Here is a 21,039-nt window from a genome sequence, read left to right on the forward strand (position 1 = left end):
AATGCTAGCCTAAGTTTTATGAGTTGCTGCGGAACAACCGATTTATAACATCTTGGATGATCCTCGCGCAGGGCGCCGTAAGCTGTGACCTGAGGGTTCATGAACTCAACTGCTTGAGCGGTCTGCAGCCACGGCGCTGGCCATCTTCTCGGCAACAGCGAGGTCCGTTCGGTTGAGAATGGCCGCAGATCGACTTAACCGTGTCGCAGACTGCTTGGTGCTTCACCGAAGTGATCACGAAAACATTTTGAAAAGTGCGATGATGAGACAAACCCGCAAGCGATTGCCACCTGCAGCACGGACATATCGGTCAATTCGAGTAGTTGGCGCGCCCGCGCCATTCTGAGCAAAAGATAGTATCGCATCGGCGTCGCCTTGAGATGGTGAAGAAAGAGGCGCTGGATTTGCCGGCAAGAAAGGCCCAGCTCTTGAGAAATAGCGCGAATCGTCAACGGCTCATCTACAGAATTTTCCATCATGCGGATGATGCGGATCAGCTTTTCGCTCGCGCCGCTAAAGCGAAGCCCAAGGGGAGCAGATTGACAGCTTTCCCCCTCGCGCCATCGATCGGCTGTGAGGAATCGGCAGACTGATCGCGCCACATCGGAACCACATCGGTGTTCTACTGAGCTGATCGCGAGATCAAATGCCGCAAATTCACCGGCGCAGGTGACGATTCCGTTCTGCTCGACGAATAGGGCGTCGGTCAGCTTGAGACCTTCGAATGACTCCGAGAAGGCTGCCATCGTGTCCCAGTGGATGGTACAGCGCGTGTCTGACAACAGACCGGCCGCAGCAAAGACCCATGCGCCGGTGCCGAGTCCGTAAAGCCTCACATTGCGACGCGCACAGAAGCGTAAAAGGGACAACAGTGGTGCTGAGGGATAATGTTCGATTCCCGCGCCCGCGCAAACCACGATGCCATCGGGCAAACGCTCCGATTTCAGAAGCTTGGCTTCCTTAAGACTTGCATCCACGCACACTCGGATCCCACTGGCACATATAACAGGGCTGCCGTCGTCGCTTATCAACCTCCATCGAAACCGCTCGCGTCCGGACAATCTGTTCGCATACCGCAATGGATCGATGAACGACGACATACACAGTTGTGAAAATCCCGGAACAAGGACTATCGAGAACTCCGTGACTCCATCAGCCAAAGGCATGAAGGCCGTGGAATCTAAGTTTCCGCGACCCAATCTCCGCTCGCCAACAAGTCGGTTGTTTATTACGTTCATTCTGTCACCGCTTGACCAGAGGACGCCGTCTTATCCTCTAGCGAGAGGAACGACCGCTATCCTTTCCCGCTTCAGCCGCCTGCGAGCGCCTTTTCCAACTCCGGCAGGATGAGGAAGAGATCGCCGACCAGCCCGTAGTCGGCAACCTGGAAGATCGGCGCCTCCTCGTCCTTGTTGATGGCAACGATGACCTTCGAATCCTTCATGCCGGCAAGGTGCTGGATGGCGCCGGAGATGCCGACCGCGATGTAGAGATCGGGAGCGACGACCTTGCCGGTCTGGCCGACCTGCCAGTCGTTGGGCGCATAGCCGGCATCGACCGCGGCGCGCGAAGCACCAACCGCCGCGCCCAACTTATCGGCAACCGGCAGGATGACCTCCTGGAACTTCTCCGAGGAGCCCAGCGCACGGCCACCCGAAATGATGATCCTGGCCGAGGTCAGTTCCGGACGATCAGTTCCGGAAAGCTTGTTCTCGATAAAGGACGATACACCGGGGTCGGCTGCCGCCGAGATAATCTCGACAGCAGCCGCATTGCCTTGGGAGGCGACGGGAAATGAAGCAGTGCGCACGGTGATGACCTTCTTGGCGTCGGTCGACTGCACGGTCTGGATGGCGTTGCCGGCATAGATGGGGCGCCTGAAGGTGTCGGGCGAGACCACTTCGATGATCTCGGAGACCTGCGCGACATCGAGCAGGGCCGCCACCCGCGGCGCGATGTTCTTGCCGGCCGACGTCGCGGGCGCGATGACCGTGTCGTAGGCGCCAGCCAGCGAGACGACCAGCGCCGCCGTCGGCTCAGCCAGGCGCTCGGCGAGTTCGTCGGCTTCGGCGAGCAGCACCTTGCTCACACCCTTCAGTTTCGCGGCTGCGTCAGCGGCAGCCTTGGCGCCTTTGCCGGCCACCAGCACATGAACGTCCGAGCCGATCTGCAGGGCTGCCGACAGCGCCTTGGCGGTCTGGTCGGAAAGCGTTGCGTTGTCGTGTTCGGCGATGAGGAGAATTGCCATTTTATCTGTTCCTTTCCCGATCGCTTACAAGACGCCGGCTTCGTTCTTGAGCTTGTCGACCAGTTCGGCGACGCTCTTGACCTTGACGCCCTCCTTGCGGCCGCTCGGCTCCTCGGTCTTGATGACCTTCAGCCGCGGCTTGACGTCGGCGCCGTAGTCGGCCGGGGTTTTCTCGTCGAGCTGCTTCTTCTTGGCCTTCATGATGTTGGGCAGCGAAGCATAGCGCGGCTGGTTGAGGCGGAGGTCGGCGGTGATGATCGCCGGCATCTTCAGCTCCACCGTCTGCAGGCCGCCGTCGACTTCGCGCGTCACCTTGGCCTTGTCGCCGTCGATCACGACCTTGGAGGCGAAAGTGCCCTGTGCCCAGCCGAGCAGGGCGGCCAGCATCTGGCCGGTCTGGTTGCTGTCGTCGTCGATCGCCTGTTTGCCGAGGATGACGAGGCCGGGCTGTTCGGCGTCGACGACGCCCTTCAGCACCTTGGCGACGCCGAGCGGCTCGGTCCGCTCGTCGGTCTTGACCAGGATGGCGCGGTCGGCGCCCATGGCGAGCGCGGTGCGCAGGGTTTCCTGCGCCTGCTGCGGGCCGATCGATACGACGATGATCTCTTCGGCCTTGCCGGCTTCCTTCAGCCGGATCGCCTCTTCCACCGCGATTTCGTCGAACGGGTTCATCGCCATCTTGACGTTGGCGAGTTCCACCGCCGAACCATCAGCCTTCACACGAACCTTGACGTTCGCATCCGCAACCCGCTTCACGGGCACAAGCACTTTCATCGGATTTTCCTTTATTCACCCAGACGGCGCGGCGGCTGTGCGTGCGTACTGCATGAGGTTGAAGTCGGGTTTTAGGAGCAGTTCCCGCGGAAGCTCGACACGAGCTCCGAAGAGCCGGCGCGCTACCATGTGCGTTCTTGCATCATTCATCGTGTCAACGGCCACGGCCAAGCCATCGCGAAAGTACCAAAACGCTGAACAGCCCGGTTCCGCCGACACTGCGAGGATGTCATCGTAATCAAGCGCCAGACCAGCTGTTTGCAACTTGGTGTCGTATTGGTCGCTCCAAAACCATGGGACGGGCTCGTATGCCACCGGTCTTCCCAAAATGGCATTAGCGACGACACTGCCCTGCTCGATGGCGTTTTGTACCGATTCCAGGCGGATTGACCGGCTGCCAAAAGGAAAAGCGGCACAATCACCAGCCGCATAGATGTTGGGGTCGGAGGTCTGACCGAATTTGCCAACAACGATGCCATTTTCGACTATCAGGCCGGCTTGCGCGGCGAGCTCAACATTCGCCATGCCACCAATCGCAACCAGCACCAAATCGGCAGGGAGCATCCTCCCGCTTTGCAAAGATACGCTCGAGACTTTGCCGCTGTCGCCGGAAAATCCTTTCAGCTGCTCATTGGTTAGGATGGTCGCACCGTGGCGCACATGAAGTTCTTCGATCGCTTGAGCTGTTGGAGCGCCTGCGACGCGCTTGAGGACCCGGTCAGCCATTTCGACAATGGTGACCGCATTGCCCATTCGAACAGCAACCGAAGCAACTTCCAGCCCCACGTAACCGCCGCCAACGACGACGATGCGCTTTGCGCTTGCTAACGCGCTCCGAAGGCGATCGGCATCCGCGATGCTCCTCAGGGTCAGGATCCCGTCCAGGCCGTGCGTCGTCTCTTCTGGAAGGGCCCGCGCCCGTGATCCTGTGGCTAAAACGAGCTTGCTATAAGAATAACTTCTGCCGTCAAATGTCCTAACAGTTCGGGTGTTGCGATCGACGGTGCTAACGGAACTTCCTCGCTCGACCATAATTCCGGCCTTAGCGTAGAACTCCTGAGGACGAAATTCCAATCGCTCCGCTGTTGTCTCGCCCTTCAGGTAGGCCTTGGACAGCGGAGGCCTTTGGTAAGGCAGCCATGGCTCATCACCAAGCATGGTAACGGCGCCGTCGTAGCCGGAGTCGCGTAACTTTACGGCACACGAGAGCGCAGCCTGCCCCGTGCCGACAATGACAACATTGTCCTGCATATGTTCCTCAGGGGGTGCTTTTGCTCTATGCTGCCACTAGTCTAGTCGCAGCGTGATCGATTGCTTCTTTCGTCCAGGCCAGATCACTGTCGGTCAGGGCAAGGGATGGGTAGATCTTACCCGGAGACTTGAGGATCCCCTTCTCACGCAGGGCGGTATTAAATGTACCGGCCGCCGCGGAATTGCCTTTTGCGACGTCTTGATAAGATTTCACGGTTTGCTCGGTGAAGACCACGTCAAACAGCACTGGATCGCCGACGATCTGGTACGCGATACCGGTTTGGTCGAGCGCGTTGCTAAGCATTCCCATGACCGTTACGCCATATCCGCGAAGTCGGTCGTAGTTACTGGGTCGACGCAGGATCTCCAAGGTTTTGAGTCCGGCCACAGCGGCAAGAGGATTACCGCTTAGCGTCCCGATCTGAAGGGTGAACCCGTCCTTCCCAACAGCTGCTTTGTCGAAGTGGGCCATGATCTCCGTCTTCCCCGCAACCGATGCAAGCGGAAGGCCGCCTCCGATGATCTTGCCCAAGGTGCATAAATCGGGCACCACGCCGTATCGCTCCTGAGCGCCGCCGTAGGCCAGGCGGAATCCGGTGACAACTTCGTCGAAGATTAGAACAATGCCTCGCTTCGACGATTCCTCGCGCAATGTCTCCAGAAAACCTGGCGCCGGTGGGATCAAGCGCTGGAGCGGCTCTACGATGATTCCGGCGATCTTCGAGCCATGCTCAGCCAGGAATTGACGCACGAATTCTACGTCATTGAATGGCGCGACGAAGACGCCGTCACGGACTTGCTCGGGAATCCCGGCCGAGTCTGGAACGCCGTTGGGATAATTCTCAATTCGGTCCGGAAAAACACTGATCAGCGCTTCAGACGACATCCCGTGATAGCCGCCCTCAAACTTCAGTATTTTATCGCGACCAGTATGCGCTCGTGCGAGACGCATAGCGTACATATCCGCCTCGCCGCCTGTCGAAACATATCGAAGCTGTTCTGCACACGGCACCGCCTCGCAGATGACTTCCGCAAGTTCGATCGCATGCCTGTTACTGGCGAAAAAGGTGAGACCCCGTGTCGTTTGCTCGCGAATGGCCTCAATGACCTCGGCATTGTCATGACCTAGGATCATAGGTCCCGAGCCTATCAAAAAGTCGATATACTCCTTGCCATTCTCGTCCCAGACATGAGCGCTATGGCCTTCTCGTATGACGATGGAAGGATCAAAATTTCCAAATCCACCGCCGGGTAAGACCGCCTTCGCCCGGCTCACCCAATCGCTTTGTTTGGCGCCAGCATTCACGACGGTGTCAAGCATGTGCCGCAACCTTCTTGGTCGGGCTTGAGCTTTCAGCATCAACCCGTGGATGTTCATTGTTGGGATCGAAGACGGCGTCGCCGAGAACTGTCGCCGCTCGAGGCTCGCCGAGCACCATGACCTGCAAATTCGTTCCGACCTGCGCAGCTTCGGGAGCGACATAGGCGAACGCCAGGATTTTCCCGGCAGTCGGGGAATAGGCAATGGAGCTGACGGACCCGACCTGCCGATCACCCAGCAAGACAGCTTCGCCGCCATTTCCGTCGGACACGCCGTCGGCTTCGATCGCAAGATAAGCGCAAATCCAACTCGGTCCTCTCTCCATTGCTTCCAACGTAGCCTGCCTTCCAGCAAATTGAGGCTTGTCCAACTTAACGAAACGCATGACGTCGGCCTCTGGAAGCGTCACTTCATTGGTCAATTCCCCTGCTCCCTTGAACATCTTTTCCAAGCGCATGACGTTCATTGCGAATGAGCCGTAGTCGACTAAGCCGAAGGCGCTGCCGGTGGCATGCAGGGCGTCGTAGATAGCCGGCAGGCTTTCTCTAGAGGTATGGAATTCCCAGCCCAGCTCGCCCGCATAGGACATGCGAAACGCCCAAACCTTCTGCCCGGCGACTTCGATTTCTTGAGCCGTCAGCCAGGGAAAAGCCGCGTTTGTAAGAGCAGCCTCGGTATTCGGTCCCAGAATGTCGCGTGACCGTGGCCCGTTAAGCGCAAGCGCGCCCCACCTGTCCGAGAGATTAGTGATGGTCACGGACTCGTTCGCCGTACGCGCAAACGTCAGGTGGTCCAGGAGTCGCTGTTCGAAGAAGGCAGCGCAGGTGAAGTAGAAGCTGTCATCCGCCAAGCGAACGATGGTCGTTTCCAGCTCGATGCGCCCTCTATCGTTGAGCAAATGCGTAAGAGCAATTCGGCCGGTTTTCGATGGGAGGCGGTTCGGTATCAGTCGATCAACGAACCCGGCAGCATCCGGGCCCGACACCTGAACCTTCGAGAAGGCCGAGATATCCATCAGGCCGGCACACTCGCGCACCGCGCTGATTTCCTTCTGAACGAGCGGAAACCAGGCGGGTCGCCGAAACGAGTAATAGTCCTTCTGCTCAAGACCGTCCTTCGCGAACCAGCGGGGGCGTTCCCAACCATAGACCTCTTCGAACACAGCGCCGCGCTTCTGCAGGCGGTCGTAAAGTGCGCTTGGCTTGACCGGCCGCCCATCATGACGGTTGAGGTGCGGGAAGGGTATTTCATGGCGCAGAAGGTAATCTTCTTTTGCCTTGATGACCTGATAGTCTTGATCGGCAAACTTGCCAAAACGCCGGGGGTCGTAGTCGCGCATGTTGATGTCGGCGGCGCCGTGAACCATCCAACGGGCCAGTTCGCGCGTCAGCCCAGGCCCCCAACCGATACCAATCTGACAGCCGCAATTGAGCCAAAAGTTCTTAAGCCCGGGCGCTGGGCCGATGAGTGGGTTCCCGTCCGGGGGGTGTGAAATGGCGCCATGCACAGCCCGCTTGATGCCGAGCTGAGAAAGCACGGGCATCCGACCCATCGCATTTTCGAGCCAGGGCATAATGCGATCGTAATTGGGCTCGAACAACTCATGCTCGGCTTCCCACGGACAACCTTCGATCCAAACGGCATTGGGATTCGCCTTCTCGTAGATGCCGATCAAACCGGACTTCTGCTCCATCCGGACGTAGCCGGATACCAAACGATCATCCCGAACGACGGGAAGCTCCTTTTCTAGCATCATGAATTCCGGAACAGTGTCCGTTATCAGGTAATGGTGGGTCATGGAGGTGGTGGGGACATCGAGCCCAACCCATTTTCCAACCTGGCGCGCGTAAGTGCCGCCCGCGTTAACGACATGCTCGCAAACGATCTCGCCCTGTTCCGTAAAGACGCGCCATTCGCCATTGGGCTCTGGCTTTACGTGCATGACCCGACATTGCCGTACGATCTTGGCCCCGAGCTGACGTGCACCCTGCGCAAGTGCGAAGGTGGCGCCGGAAGGGTCAACATGGCCGTCATCCGGCGTGTACAGTGCCGCCTGTACCCCTTCGAGATTATAAAAGGGATGAAGCTCTCTGATGCGCTCCAAATCTACCAATTCCATGGTGAAGCCCAGCGCCTTTCCGACGCTCAGGGTCTGACGGAGCCAGTCGAGTTCATCATCCGTGTAAGCCAGCCGCAAAGAGCCACAGCCGTGCCAGGTTACGGATTGTCCGGTCTCCTTTTCGAGCACCTTGGAATAGAGATCGATATTGTAGCCGACGCATTTTCCGAGCGAAAAACTCGACGTCGAATGCGTGATCTGCCCAGCGGCATGCCACGTCGATCCCGACGTTAACTCGGCCTTCTCCAACAAAACGATGTCGGTCCAGCCTTCATGCGCGAGGTGATAGACGAGGCCGCATCCCATGATGCCCCCGCCTATGATTACTACCCGCGCGTGAGATATGGTCATTGTCGTCTCTCCAAGAAAACTGCCTGTAGACAGGGCTACCGAACAAGTGTACGATTGTCAAGGATGAAACACATGACTGTACCAAACGGAAAAACAGCCACAACGGTTCTCGACGATCTGACGAGCCGCCTATCTACATTCACTCCCGAGTTGCAAAAGGCAGCTGCCCACGTGCTCGAGAATTCGAACATGATCAGCATCACGTCGATCAGAAGCATGGCGCAAGGCGCAGACGTAAAGCCCAACACGCTGGTGCGAATGGCGCGCGCGCTTGGTTTTGAGGGCTACGAGGATTTTCGAAAACCCTTTCGCGAGCAAGTGATGCGCGGACGTGAGGATTTTCCCGACCGGGCCCGCTGGCTGCAGTCGCTATCCAAAGGCGGGAAACTAGCCAGCCTCTATAGCCAGATGGCATCGACGTCGATCGAAAATATCGAAGGTCTGTTTTCGGGAACAAGCGCATCCGAGATCAAGAAACTGGCGGATTCCATTGTAAAAGCGCGCACCACCTACGTCTTGGGCTTGGGTTTTGCGAGTTCGGTTGCGCGAAATTTCGCCTATCTGGCAAGCATGGCAGTGGACAGCGTCGTTGCGATTCCACGCGAGGGATCCCTTCCTGTGGACGGGTTGGTCCGCGCCGAGAAGGGCGATCTCTTGATAGCGATGACGTTCAAGCCGTACCGGCGCGAGGTTGTCGAGGCCGTAGAGTTGTCTCGCGCCTATGGCATCAAGGTCGTTGGCATCTCCGACAGTCCCGCGTCCCCTATCCTGGCCCGCGCCGACCAACGTTTCGTCCTCCCGACCGACACACCACAGTTTTTCCCGTCGACCGTTGCCTTGACGGCGCTTTTTGAAACGATCGTTGCTTTCGTGGTGGCTGAAGCGGCGGCCGATGCAGTCAATAATATCGAGCGGTTTCATAAGCGCCGCTACGAGCTTGGTGTCTATTGGAAAGAGGAACCACGATGAACGTTTCGTCCGAGCCGCCGAAACCCCTGCGATCGCTGGAAGCGCGCTACTATACCGATCCTACCATCTTCGCCAAGGAAGAAGACGGACTCCTGAGCCGGACGTGGCAATTCGCAGGCCACTCCTCTTTGGTGGAGAAACCTGGCGACTACTTCACCTTTGAGCTCGCAGGGCAGAGCCTGTTTTGCATTCGCGACAGAGATAGCCAGGTCCGCGCTTTTTACAATGTATGCCAGCATCGCGCGCACGAATTGGTAAGGGGAAGCGGGAACGCTCGGCTGCTGGTATGCCCCTACCACGCTTGGACCTATGAACTCACGGGCAAGCTGCGAGGCGGTCCCAACGTCAACGCCGTCCCGGGGTTCGATCGCAACGACATCTGTCTGACGAGCGTGAAAGTCGAACTGTTTTGCGGATTTGTTTTTGTCAATCTCGACCCGGACGCCAAACCGATGGACGAATGGTTCCCAAAGGTTCGGCAGGAGCTGACGGAATTTGTCCCTCACATCGACCAGCTGAAGCCTCTGGAATGGGTTGAGATTCCTGAAAGCTGCAACTGGAAGGTATCGATCGAGAACTACTCCGAATGCTACCACTGTGCTCTGAACCACAAGACCTTTGCTACCGGGGTTATAAAGCCCGAAACATATGACATCCAGCCTCAGGGCTATTGTCTGCGTCATACTACCGAATGCCAGAATCTCGACCGAATGAGTTATCCCATTGACCTCAACGCCAATGCGCGCGCTGGAGAATATTCGTCCTGGTTTCTTTGGCCGACATTTTCCTTTCAGGTTTATCCCGGCAATATTCTCAACACCTACAACTGGCGTATCAAGAATGTCGACGAAGTCGTCGTCTGGCGTGGTTGGTATACGATCGACGGAGCCGATTCCGACATCATCCGAAAATTGGCGATCCAAGACAGGGCAACAACCGTCGAAGAGGATATCCATATCGTCGAGGCCGTCCAGCGTGGCTTGCACAGTCGCGGATACAGGCCGGGTCCGCTCGTTATCGATCCGAACTGCGGTGTGAACTCCGAGCACTCGGTACGAATGTTGCAGCAGTGGATGCGTGAAGGTGTCGATGTCTGAGATCAAGGCCTATTGGCAGAACTATATAGATGGCGAGTGGGTCGACGGCGGTGCGGGCAATCTCACCGTGGATGATCCTGCAACTGGAGATGCGCTTGCGCAGCAGGCCCTGGCGAGCGCGCAGGACGTTGATCGCGCCGTGAAGGCCGCCAAGGCCTGTCATGAGTCCGGCGCGTTGACAGAAATGCGCCCCGTCAAGCGGGGGCGAATGGTGCGAGCGATGGGTACCTATCTGCTCGATCATATCGATGAGATTGCCTATGTCCTATGCCGCGAAGCGGGCAAACCGCTTTGGGAGGCCCGCATCGAGGTCGAAGGGGCGGCTCGATATTTCGAGTACTACGGCAATCAGTGCGAAACGATCGAAGGTCGTTCCATACCTCTCGGAGACGGCTACTACGATTTCACGGTCTATGAACCGTTCGGCGTATCCGCGCATGTCGTCCCCTGGAACTATCCACTTGAGATGACCGCACGCTCGTTGTCGGCGGCTCTGACAGCAGGCAACGCGTGCGTCGTAAAGACGCCTGAACTCGACCCTCTGACCAATTCGTTCATCGCAAGCGCCGCCGAGTACGCGGGGCTGCCGCGGGGGGCGGTGAACATTCTCTGCGGCTTGGGCCGCGAGGCGGGCGGGACCCTCGTCAGCCACCCCGACGTAAATCAGATCGTCTTCACCGGCTCGGTTCCGACAGGGGTCAGTATCGCATCGGCCGCTGCAAAAAATGTCGTTCCATGTGTGCTTGAATTGGGCGGTAAGTCCGCCGCGATCGCTTGGCCGGACGCGAACCTGGACCACCTCGTGTCGAATGTTCGTTGGGGGATTTTCTTCAACGCGGGCCAGGTGTGTTCGGCTATGTCTCGGCTGATCGTGCATGAGGACGTGCACGACGAAGTTGTTGAGCGGGTTGCGGACATGGCGCGCTCCATTTCAGCAGGTCCTGGCGTGGATAGGCCAGAATTCGGTCCCAACATGGGTGCCATGATTTCGGACTCGCAGCGAAATCGAGCTGAATCCATGTGCCAGCAAGCCGAGCGGCAGGGAGGGCGTGCGGTTGTCGGTGGCAGGCGCCTCAACCGTCCAGGATTTTTCTTGGAGCCGACTGTCTTCGACAACGTAACACCGGATATGACGATCGCACGAGAGGAAGTCTTTGGGCCAGTTCTCTCGGTTTTGAAGTTCGGCAGTGACGATGAGGCGGTGCGCCTGGCGAACGGCACCGATTATGGCTTGGTCTCCGGTATCTTCACGGCAGATGTCGATCGCGCGATGAAGACCGCCCGGCGCTTGAGAGCCGGACAGGTGTTCGTCAATGAGTGGTACGCCGGCGGCGTCGAGACACCCTTTGGCGGCTACGGCAAATCGGGCTACGGCCGCGAAAAGGGCCGAGAGGCGCTTTGGAACTACCTGCAAACCAAAAACATCGCGATTGCCATTCGCTGAAGGAGAACTCCGTTGCAACAGGATTTGTTTGACGTCGGCCTTGCCAAGCGCAAGGCGACGTTAGGAGCGAAGTACGTCGAAGCCAATCTCGCTGCGGCCGATGATTTCACCCGGCCCTTTCAAGAGGCGATGACAGCATGGTGTTGGGGTTTTGGTTGGGGAGATGAGACGATCGACGCGAAAACGCGTTCGCTGATGAACCTCGCCATGATCGGCGCTTTGGGCAAAATGCATGAATGGGAAACCCATTGCCGCGGCGCCATTATCAATGGCGTCTCAACGGACGAAATCCGCGCTGTTGTCCACGTTGTCGGCATCTATTGCGGCGTTCCCCAAGCGCTCGAGTGCTTTCGCGTTGCCCGCAAAGTGCTGCAGGAGCAAGGGTTGCTATGAAGATCACCGGTATAACTGTTTGGCAGGTAGACCTGCCTCTCTCGAAACCATATTGGCTATCGGGAGGACGACTTCGCTTTGACAAGCTCGACAGCACGTTCGTCCGGATCGACACCGATGAGGGCATCTCAGGGTGGGGTGAAGGATGCCCCTGGGGCAATACCTACCTACCCGCCCATGGGCCTGGTATTCGCGCTGGAATTGGAACGCTGGCGCCCTCTCTATTGGGGCAGGATCCTTGCGCTCTCGACGCCATTAATCGAACGATGGACGTTGCCTTGCCTGGCCACCTCTACGTCAAATCGGCACTCGACATGGCGTGCTGGGACATACTGGGGCGCGTTTCTGGAATGCCTCTTTGGCGGTTGCTTGGAGGCGACAAAGCCGACCCGGTTGCCGTCAACTCGTCTATTTCCACCGGATCGAACGACGAGATGATCGCGCTTATCCGTCAGGCCTACGAGCATGGATATCGGACGCATTCGGCGAAGGTTGGTGGCAGTGATCCTGTCGTTGACATCTCGAGAATCGAGGCAATCGAAGCGGCTTTGCGCCCCGACGAAACTGTCACCTATGACGTGAACCGCGCCTGGGTTCCTGCCGTCGCGGTTCAAGTGTTGAATAATGTCGCCTTGCGTGGATGGGTCGAGCAGCCTTGCGAAACCCTTGCGCAATGCGCCCAAGTGGCAAGCCGGGTGAAACAGCCTATTATGCTCGATGAGTGTCTGCATACCTTCCAGGATCATCTTGATGCGTGGAAGGTCGGTGGGTGCGAGGGCGTCAAGGTGAAGCCCAATCGGGTTGGCGGGCTGACCAAGGCAAGGCAAATTCGCGACTTCGGCGTGTCTGTCGGCTGGCAGATGCATTTGGAGGATCTTGGGGGATCTGCTCTAGCCGACACGGCAGCCATACACCTTGCGTCCTCCACCCCGCGCGAAAACAGGCTCGCGAGCTGGCTTTGTCATCACCACCTGGCCGTCGATCCTGTTCCAGGTCAAGGGGCGCGGAACGTCAAAGGCTATGCCACGCCCCCCTCGGCGCCTGGCTTGGGAGTGAGCCCCGACGCCGACCGGCTTGGGACACCAGTGTCGACGTTCCATTAATTCGGGAAATCCGCATGAGCTCACAATCCGTAATGCGTGCCGTTGTACTTACTGGCCACGGCGGCCTGGATAAACTCGACTATCGTGAAGATTGGCCCGTTCCGGTGCCGGCCGATGGGCAGGTTCTGATCAGAGTCGGTGCCTGTGGTTTGAACAATACGGACATCAACACTCGCACGGCCTGGTATTCCAAATCGGTGACAGATGGAATTACCCCATCGACCGGCAGCGATGGCTTTGCCAACGCTCGATCGGCGGAAGGAAGCTGGGGGGGTGCGCCGGTTCGGTTCCCTTTGATCCAGGGCGCTGATGTCGCTGGTACCATCGTCGGTGTCGGTGAGGGGGTGGATGCCGCACGAATTGGTGAGCGGGTTATAGTGGATCCCTGGTTGCTTGGCACCGGTGATTGGATGGACCTTGCCAATGCGATCTATTTCGGATCGGAGTGCGACGGCGGCTTTGCCGAATATACGGTCATACGCTCCGGCAATGCGCTGCCTATCGACACCGACCTTTCCGATGCCGAGCTTGCAACCTTCCCCTGCGCGTACACGACGGCCGAGAACCTTGTGGCGCGAACGGACCTTCGTCCCGGTGAGACAGTGGTGATCGCGGGAGCTTCGGGGGGTGTCGGGTCGGCCGCGGTGCAACTGTGTCGGCTGCGCGGAGCGCGTATCGTTGCTATAGCGAGCCCGTCGAAGGTGTCCAGCCTTAGAGAACTGGGCGCATATGCGGTCCTCGATCGAAACACACCTGCCCTGTCAGACGCAATCCGGTCAGCGGTAGGCGGCCAGGTCGATGTCGCGATTGACGTCGTCGGAGGCAAGATTTTCAGTCATCTCATTGAGGCTTTACGCCAGGGGGGACGGTATTCCAGCTCCGGCGCCATTTCAGGGCCTACCGTCGAGTTCGATTTGCGACAGCTCATCTACAAGGATCTGCAGCTCACTGGCGCAACCATTGTGCCACCTGGCACTGCTAGGCGACTTGTAGTCCTCATCGAGCAGGGACTGCTGAAGCCACTTCTGGCAGCGCAGTACCCTCTGCGAGAGCTCCCCCAAGCACAGCAGGCGTTTATGAATAAACAGCACGTCGGGAACATCGTGGTCACCACGCACTAGGCGCGAGTCTCCAACGGGGGCTATCGGCCCCTGTAACTTAAGCCGCCGCCTGAAGCCTGTTAGGCTAGGCTGACCGCTCTGGCGAGCGCTGCACGGGTCTCTCGGATCGAGTCCAACCATTCCGGGTCCATCTGTGGAACCGAGGTTAGCAGGAGCTGCGTGTAAGGATGATGTGGAGGGGCGAAGAACTCATCCTTCGGGCCTTGCTCAACGATGCGCCCTTGATTCATCACAACGACTTCGTCTGCGATAGCTCTAACGGTCTGCAAGTCATGCGTGATGAACAGATATGAAACTCCGAGATTCTTTTGCAGGTCCATCAGCAGCCTAAGGATGCCCTGCGCCACCGATTGATCGAGGGCCGATGTTACCTCGTCACAAATGATCAGATCGGGCTTCGCGGCTAAGGCCCGCGCGATGCACAAGCGCTGTTTCTGGCCACCTGAGAGCTCTTCGGGAAAGCGATCCAGAAAATTGGGATCCAGCTCGATCTGCTCAAGCAGCTCAATGATGCCTCCTGTCCGAACGCGCCCCGTGAGCCCGTGGTAGAAGGTCAGGGGCCGTCCAAGTACCTCCCGCACGCGGTGGCGCGGATTCAACGATGTGTCGGGCATTTGATGAACAAGCTGAATGCGTCGGCGCAAGTCCAGGCTGCGGCGTTTGAGCGAGGAATCAATCGCTCTGCCTTCGAATAAAAGGGTACCTTTGCTGCACGGCAGCAGGCCGGTAACGACGCGCGCGAGTGTTGATTTCCCCGAGCCTGACTCACCCACCACTGCTACCGTAGCGCCCTCCCCTACGGAGAGGCTGACGTCATGGAGTACCTTGATCGAGCCGTAGGCGGCATCCACGGAGGAGACGGTTAGGATCTTTCGACTTGCGGTCGTTGTTTCGCTTTTTGGAGCATCACGCCTCAGGAGCTGGCGCGTATAGCCGGCCGAAGGCCGCTCTAAGATCTGCCGGGTGTTGCCTTCTTCGACCAGTTCGCCGTGCCGGAGCACCATGATGCGATCGGCGAGCTGGGCGACAACCGCCAGATCATGGGTGATATAGATAGCCGCGGTGTGGAAATCGCGGACAACATCCTTGATCGCTGCCAGCACCTCGATTTGAGTGGTCACATCAAGGGCGGTCGTGGGCTCGTCGAAGACGATGATATCCGGCTTGCAAGCCAACGCCATCGCCACCATCGCCCGTTGCAACTGGCCGCCGGAGACCTGGTGCGGGAAGCGCTCGCCGAAGGACTCCGGATTGGGCAGATGCAGCTTTCGATAAAGTTCGACCGCCTCAGCGCGCGCGGACGAAGCATCGCGAACACCGTGAACGACGGCAACTTCGGTATATTGATCGACAAGTCTGTGCGCTGGATTGAAGGCAGCTGCCGCCGACTGAGCGACGTAGGCGATCCTCACGCCTCGCAGCCGGCGCAATTCTGCCTCGGAAAGCTCGCTTAAATCTTCGCCGGCGAACAGAATGGTCCCATCCGTGATCCGGCAACCAGGTTTAACATACCCGAGCGCTGCAAGCCCTATCGTCGACTTGCCGGCGCCGGATTCGCCGATAAGACCAAGGATCTCACCGCGTCGCAGCGTGAGATCAATCCCTTTGACGATCTCGGCCCAACCGGCTTTGCTTTTGCCTCGGACTCGAAGGCCTTTCACATCCAGTATGACGTCGCCTTTGGTGCTGCGGACGCTATCAAGTTTCGTCATCTAAACCGCTCGATTCGTGCAGAAACCAATCCACTAGAAAATTTACTCCGACCGTCAGAAGGGCAATGGCGGCGGCGGGCAACAGTGGGGTGATATCACCGTAGGTGATAAGAATTGCGTTGTCCCTCACCATGGAGCCCCAGTCTGCTGTGGGTGGCTGCAGGCCGATGCCCAAAAACGAAAGGGAGCTGATCAGGAGAAAAACGAAGCAAAAACGCAAACCGAACTCCGCCACGAGCGGAGGCAAAATGTTCGGCAACACCTCACGAGAGAGTATCCAGATCAGCCCCTCCCCCCGCAGGCGCGCTACCTCCACATAATCCATCACCGCGATGTTCATTCCAGCCGCGCGCGCCAGGCGAAAGACGCGCGTCGCGTCGAGCACGGCAATAATCGAAATCAACGAAGTGACCGACGCACCGAAAATCGTAAGCAGCAGCAAGGCGAAAATCAGCTGCGGGACTGCCATCAGGATGTCTACCAGTCGCGCCAGGGCTTGGTCGACCCAACCGCCGACGACAGCCGCGACAAGCCCGGCGCTGCCACCAATAAGAAAGGCAAGCGATGTCGTCAAAAACGCGATGCCGACGGTGTTTCGTGCACCGTATACTAATCGCGACAGCGTGTCCCGACCAAGATTGTCGGTACCCAATAGATGCTGGGCAGTCCACGGATCAAACTGTGATCCAACCACCTGGCCTTCCCCGTATGGGGCAATCACGGACGCAAATAGCGCAACCACGACGTAGATGACCACGATGACAAGACCGAACCATGCGCTTAGAGGCGCCACACGAAGGCCTTCGAGCAAAGCCCTAAAGCGGCCGGGATCCTGGTGATGAGGCCGGCCGGCCGCGGCTATGTTCGGCAGCGGGGAAAGATCAGCGGGAGTACTCATTTGGGGTACATAAGCCTCGGATTGGTTGCAATCGCCAACACGTCGGCGAACATGTTCAGCAAAACGTAAGTGGCTGCAAATATTAGGCTGCAGGCTTGAACGACCGTAACATCGCGGCGCTGAACGGAGTCGATCATCAGCTGCCCGAGCCCCGGATAGACGAAGACAACTTCGACCACGACAACGCCTACAATGAGGTAGGCCAGATCGATCACGACGACGTTGATAATCGGCGCCAGGGCATTGGGCAGCGCATGCCACACGACGACCCGCCGCTGGCCAATGCCCTTCAGCTTTGCCATCTCTATAAACGGGCTGCCCAGAACGCTAATAATTGCCGCCCGTGTCATGCGCATCATATGGGCGGTGACGACCAGAGTGAGCGTCAATGCCGGTAACGTCACCAAGTAGAGGGAATGCGTAAAACTGTCGCTGTCTCTCATCGTCGACAGGCTGGGAAACCAGCCTGCCTGGACGGAGAAGAACATGATCAGGATGTAGGCGACGAAGAACTCGGGAAATGAGATCCAGGTGAGTGTAATTGCGTTCGTCAAGCGGTCGAAGACCGACCCGCGATAAAGCGCAGTGAGCAACCCCAAGAGCAACGACACCGGCACAGAGAAGCAGGCCGCAACGCCGGCTAGGAACAAGGTATTGCCCAGTCGCTCACCTATCAACTGTGAGACGGCACGCCCGTTTGCCAGGGAGTGTCCGAGATCCCCGGTGAGCAATCCGCCGAGCCAGTGCACATATCTGATGTGAAGGGGCAGATCGAGCCCCAGCTCGTGTCGAAAGGCGGCGACCGTTTCAGGGAGGGCGGACTGGCCCAGTATTTCGGTCGCCACATCTCCGGGAAGCAGGGACACCCCGAGGAAGATAAAAAACGACACCACCCATAGGACAAAAATCCCCAGGGCGAGGCGCTTGATGATCAGCTTTGAAATGTTTCCCAACGGTCCCTCCGCGAACAGTAATGGCACAAATGTTTTTGTATGGACAGCCTAATAAAACAATCGTACCTTCGTCAACCGACGGACGGTCGGACAAAACAAATAAGTCGGGAAGGACCTCCGTGGCATGCTCGTCAAAGCGCTGCTGTTCTTCGCCCCATAACAGCGGTGAAACTGAGTGGGGTAAAATGGGAGAATTTCCATGAATGGTCACCTGTCATGGCGTCCAACCCGGCGAACCTTGCTCGTCGCCGGCGCCGCGGCGATTGCAGGCGCCAGCTTGCGCGGCGGCCCGGCTTTGGCCTCGACACCCAGGCGAGGGGGAACTTTACGCATAGGCTACTCCCAAGGCGCAACGGTCGACAGCCTTGATCCCATGTCCTACTTTTCCGATCCCCACTATGCCTGTGGGTGGCTTTTTGGAAACAATCTAGTAGAGCTCGCGCCGGACAAGAGCCCAGTTCCGGAGTTAGCTGAGAGCTGGGAGGCCAGCAAAGACGCCAAGACCTGGAGGTTCAAGCTGCGCAAGGGCGTGGAATTCACGAACGGCAAGAAGCTGACTTCAGCCGATGTGGTTTACTCCCTGAAAAGGCATACAGCAGCTGACTCCAAGTCGGCGGCAAAGGGCCTGCTTGAGGATTTTGCGGACATTCGCGCCGACGGGGACAACGTCGTTGTCATTGAACACAAAACCGGTGACGTTGACGTCCCTGTTATCCTTGGCGATTTCCACCTTCAGATCGTACCCGAGAGCTTCAAAGACTGGATCACCTTTATTGGGACGGGACCCTATATCCTCGATAAATTCCAGCCGGGTGTAACGCTTAGTGCCCATCGCAATCCGAACTACTGGAAAGCCGATCGCGCCTGGTTCGATGGCGTGGAATTCACTTATATCAATGACGCTACAGCTCGGGCTAATGCCCTAACGACAGGCGCTGTCGACGCGGTTGATCGGGTCGAGCCGAAGATCGTTCAGTTGGTAAAGCGAAACCAGCAACTAAAAATCGTGGAGACGGTGGGCGGCACCTACGTCGGTAGCGCCATGGACATCAGCAACAAGCCCTATTCGGACAACAATGTTCGGGAGGCAATTAAATACGCAATTGACCGCGAAAGGCTGGTTGCCAGCGTCTTCTCGGGGTTTGCGGAAGTCGGCAATGACCAGCCGATCGCGAGCAACGACCCGTTTTTCAATAAGTCCTTGCCGCATCGCAAATACGATCCGGACAAGGCGAAGTGGCATTTGAAGCAGGCCGGGCTCTCGTCGCTCAATGTGGAACTTAGTGCTGCGGACGCCGCCTTTGGGGGCGCCGTCGATTCTGCCATTCTGATGGCCGAGCAAGCGCGAGCCGCCGGAATCAATCTCGCCGTCAAGCGAGAACCAGACGATGGATATTGGTCCAACATCTGGATGAAGCGGCCGTACTTCACGACCTATTGGGGTACACGGCCCACGCCCGGAATGATGTTCTCGCTTGCTTTCAAGTGCGACGCTCCCTGGAATGAAACGCGGTGGTGTAACGACCGGTTCAGCCAAATGCTGCAAAGCGCCCGCACGGAGCTCGACGTGGACAAACGTCGATCGATGTATCAGGAAATGCAGGCGATCTGCAGCCAGGACGGCGGCAATTGCATCTTCGCGTTCCCTGCTACTTTAGACGGCTACAGCACGAAGGTCGATGGCGTCGGGCCTGATCTCGTTCGCTCAATGGCGGGCGCGCGTTTGGCCGAGCGCGCTTGGTTCACGGAGTAGAAAAGCCAGCATGAGATCACCCCGCGGGTGACACGTCTTTCCACCGCACCCTCCCCCGGGTGCACTGTTTATTTACCACGGCATTGAACCTTAGACATGGGCGAGGACCAGTATGAAAATAACAAGGCTCGTGGTCTGGGAGGTTGCCCTGACCAGCCATGTTGCTTATCACATGGCGGGCGGAAAAACCTGCGATACCGTGACATCGGTATTGGTTCGCGTTGACACCGATGAACACATCTCTGGGTGGGGTGAGGTGTGCCCCATTCCCCACTACCTACCCGCATATGCAGAAGGCGTCCGCCCAGCGCTCGAATACATGGCGCCTGTTATCATCGGGGCCGACCCTGTCGGACCCGAAGCCTTGATGACGAATCTCGACGCATGGCTGCAGGGGCACGTTTACGCGAAATCCGCACTAGACTTAGCGCTTTGGGACATTACAGGCAAAGTTGCAAAATTGCCTCTCTACGCCCTTCTCGGCGGACGGCAGGCGCTGCGAATGCCGCTGTATCATTCAATTACCTGTACTGCACCGGACGAAATGGCGCGTATCGCACGGGAAGCATTCGCTGAAGGGATGCGGCAGTTCCAAGTCAAGCTGGGTACGGACAACAATTGGGAATCCGACGTAGCGCGGCTTCGGCAAGTGCGCGAGGCGGTTGGCCCTGGTCCTCTCGTCTACGGAGACTGGAACTGCGTTGCGACCCGGTTAGACGCGACCCGCGTCGGCAAAGCCGTTGCGTCACTCGATGTCATGCTGGAACAGCCTTGCGCGACCTTGGAAGAGTGCACTGCAGTCCGGGCTGCCACAGGCCTCCCCATGAAAATCGATGAAAACGGCTATGACAGTGGCTCCTTGCTGAAGGCCTACAATCTCGGCTGTATGGATGCTGTCGCGTTGAAGCTCTCCAAATCTGGCGGACTTAGCGCACTTCGGCGTCTTCGCGATCTATGCTTGCACCTCGGTGCCAAGATGTGCATTGAGGATACGTGGGGATCCGACGTCACCACTGGCGCTTTGCTTCACTTGGCCGCCGCCACACCCGTAAGCCGGCTTTTGAACACGTGCGACCTGTCAGGGTATGTTGCGCCACGCCTGGACGCCGGCGCACCCGCGCGCATTGGCGGCGAGATTTCGCCGCCAGACGGACCAGGGATCGGCGTCAATCCTGACCCTGACGTCCTTGGTCAATCGAGGGTAGTTATTGACTAAGCAGCAAAAGATTTCGGCCATAAACGTCGGGATTTCGCGGCAGTCGCTTGCATCCAAGTGCCTTCGACCCCATGGACGGGTCCAGAGCAAGCTGATGATCGACAAACCGAAAAACGGGCGCTGGAGCCTGGTTTGGTCAGCGCCCCCTTCACAACTGGTCGGCGGGTTCAGGGTTCCTGCCGTTGAAGCATGATGTGGATGCGCCGATAGCCGAACCGGTGCCTCGCCCGGTCGAAGAACGGCAATGTGACCTCCACCGCGCCGAAGTTCACCTTCGCCCAGTCTCATTTCAGCGATCCTCTTCTTGTCCCTATGG

At 58.1% G+C, this 21,039-nt stretch carries 17 protein-coding genes; 8 read left to right on the plus strand and 9 right to left on the minus strand.

Translation table 11 applies throughout. The annotated features are described in order from the left end of the window. Window positions 1–194: 194 nt before the first annotated feature. From NKI96_RS22455 to NKI96_RS22480, 6 genes are all read right to left on the minus strand, one after another. A complete protein-coding gene (locus NKI96_RS22455) occupies window positions 195–1,238 on the minus strand; it encodes a GlxA family transcriptional regulator (RefSeq protein WP_352561573.1) in 1,044 nt (347 codons plus the stop codon). Between the two features lie 71 nt (window positions 1,239–1,309). Then, on the minus strand, window positions 1,310–2,248 hold the full coding sequence (locus NKI96_RS22460; RefSeq protein WP_352806222.1) for an electron transfer flavoprotein subunit alpha/FixB family protein: 939 nt from the start codon (window positions 2,246–2,248) through the stop codon (window positions 1,310–1,312). A 24-nt stretch (window positions 2,249–2,272) separates the two neighbouring features. After that, window positions 2,273–3,022 carry an electron transfer flavoprotein subunit beta/FixA family protein gene (locus NKI96_RS22465; protein WP_352806225.1) on the minus strand — a complete coding sequence of 250 codons (750 nt, stop codon included), beginning with the start codon at window positions 3,020–3,022 and terminating at the stop codon, window positions 2,273–2,275. A 15-nt stretch (window positions 3,023–3,037) separates the two neighbouring features. After that, window positions 3,038–4,273, minus strand: coding sequence for an NAD(P)/FAD-dependent oxidoreductase (locus tag NKI96_RS22470; RefSeq protein WP_352544116.1), 1,236 nt, complete (start codon window positions 4,271–4,273; stop codon window positions 3,038–3,040). A gap of 25 nt (window positions 4,274–4,298) precedes the next feature. After that, the gene (locus NKI96_RS22475) at window positions 4,299–5,594 is read right to left on the minus strand and encodes an aspartate aminotransferase family protein (RefSeq protein ID WP_352806228.1); all 1,296 of its coding nucleotides are present in this window, start codon (window positions 5,592–5,594) and stop codon (window positions 4,299–4,301) included. Beyond that, window positions 5,587–8,064, minus strand: coding sequence for an FAD-dependent oxidoreductase (locus NKI96_RS22480; RefSeq protein WP_352561578.1), 2,478 nt, complete (start codon window positions 8,062–8,064; stop codon window positions 5,587–5,589). The genes NKI96_RS22475 and NKI96_RS22480 overlap by 8 nt, the downstream gene beginning before the upstream one ends. A 72-nt stretch (window positions 8,065–8,136) precedes the next feature. On the opposite strand from NKI96_RS22480, the gene NKI96_RS22485 reads away from it, so the two are divergent. From NKI96_RS22485 to NKI96_RS22510, 6 genes are read left to right on the plus strand one after another with little or no spacing between them, the layout of a single operon-like run. Continuing rightward, on the plus strand, window positions 8,137–9,033 hold the full coding sequence (locus NKI96_RS22485) for a MurR/RpiR family transcriptional regulator (protein ID WP_352797638.1): 897 nt from the start codon (window positions 8,137–8,139) through the stop codon (window positions 9,031–9,033). Continuing rightward, window positions 9,030–10,130 (plus strand): aromatic ring-hydroxylating oxygenase subunit alpha, encoded by a 1,101-nt coding sequence (locus NKI96_RS22490; RefSeq protein ID WP_352544120.1) that lies wholly within the window; start codon window positions 9,030–9,032, stop codon window positions 10,128–10,130. The genes NKI96_RS22485 and NKI96_RS22490 overlap by 4 nt, the downstream gene beginning before the upstream one ends. Beyond that, on the plus strand, window positions 10,123–11,574 hold the full coding sequence (locus NKI96_RS22495) for an aldehyde dehydrogenase family protein (RefSeq protein WP_352544121.1): 1,452 nt from the start codon (window positions 10,123–10,125) through the stop codon (window positions 11,572–11,574). Before NKI96_RS22490 ends, NKI96_RS22495 begins: the two co-directional genes overlap by 8 nt. A 12-nt stretch (window positions 11,575–11,586) precedes the next feature. After that, window positions 11,587–11,967, plus strand: a complete 381-nt coding sequence (locus tag NKI96_RS22500) for a carboxymuconolactone decarboxylase family protein (RefSeq protein WP_352806231.1) — start codon at window positions 11,587–11,589, stop codon at window positions 11,965–11,967. Continuing rightward, the gene (locus NKI96_RS22505) at window positions 11,964–13,070 is read left to right on the plus strand and encodes a mandelate racemase/muconate lactonizing enzyme family protein (RefSeq protein ID WP_352544123.1); all 1,107 of its coding nucleotides are present in this window, start codon (window positions 11,964–11,966) and stop codon (window positions 13,068–13,070) included. The genes NKI96_RS22500 and NKI96_RS22505 overlap by 4 nt, the downstream gene beginning before the upstream one ends. Window positions 13,071–13,084: 14 nt before the next feature. Next, a complete protein-coding gene (locus tag NKI96_RS22510; protein ID WP_352806234.1) occupies window positions 13,085–14,191 on the plus strand; it encodes an alcohol dehydrogenase family protein in 1,107 nt (368 codons plus the stop codon). Window positions 14,192–14,250: 59 nt separating this feature from the next. Here the strand turns inward: NKI96_RS22510 and NKI96_RS22515 are convergent, their stop codons facing one another. The 3 genes from NKI96_RS22515 to NKI96_RS22525 are packed head-to-tail and all read right to left on the minus strand — an operon-like array spanning window position 14,251 to window position 17,754. Continuing rightward, window positions 14,251–15,903, minus strand: a complete 1,653-nt coding sequence (locus tag NKI96_RS22515; protein ID WP_352806237.1) for an ABC transporter ATP-binding protein — start codon at window positions 15,901–15,903, stop codon at window positions 14,251–14,253. After that, complete coding sequence (locus NKI96_RS22520; RefSeq protein WP_352561590.1) at window positions 15,890–16,801, minus strand: ABC transporter permease; 912 nt, start codon at window positions 16,799–16,801, stop codon at window positions 15,890–15,892. Before NKI96_RS22520 ends, NKI96_RS22515 begins: the two co-directional genes overlap by 14 nt. Beyond that, window positions 16,798–17,754, minus strand: a complete 957-nt coding sequence (locus NKI96_RS22525; RefSeq protein WP_352806240.1) for an ABC transporter permease — start codon at window positions 17,752–17,754, stop codon at window positions 16,798–16,800. The genes NKI96_RS22520 and NKI96_RS22525 overlap by 4 nt, the downstream gene beginning before the upstream one ends. Before the next feature lie 199 nt (window positions 17,755–17,953). On the opposite strand from NKI96_RS22525, the gene NKI96_RS22530 reads away from it, so the two are divergent. Then, window positions 17,954–19,507, plus strand: coding sequence for an ABC transporter substrate-binding protein (locus NKI96_RS22530; RefSeq protein WP_352561594.1), 1,554 nt, complete (start codon window positions 17,954–17,956; stop codon window positions 19,505–19,507). A 112-nt stretch (window positions 19,508–19,619) separates the two neighbouring features. Beyond that, window positions 19,620–20,723: a mandelate racemase/muconate lactonizing enzyme family protein gene (locus NKI96_RS22535; RefSeq protein WP_352806243.1), complete on the plus strand. Its 1,104-nt coding sequence runs from the start codon at window positions 19,620–19,622 to the stop codon at window positions 20,721–20,723. Window positions 20,724–21,039 lie beyond the last annotated feature (316 nt).

This window comes from Mesorhizobium sp. M0292 (assembly GCF_040321695.1).
Taxonomy (GTDB): Bacteria; Pseudomonadota; Alphaproteobacteria; order Rhizobiales; family Rhizobiaceae; genus Mesorhizobium.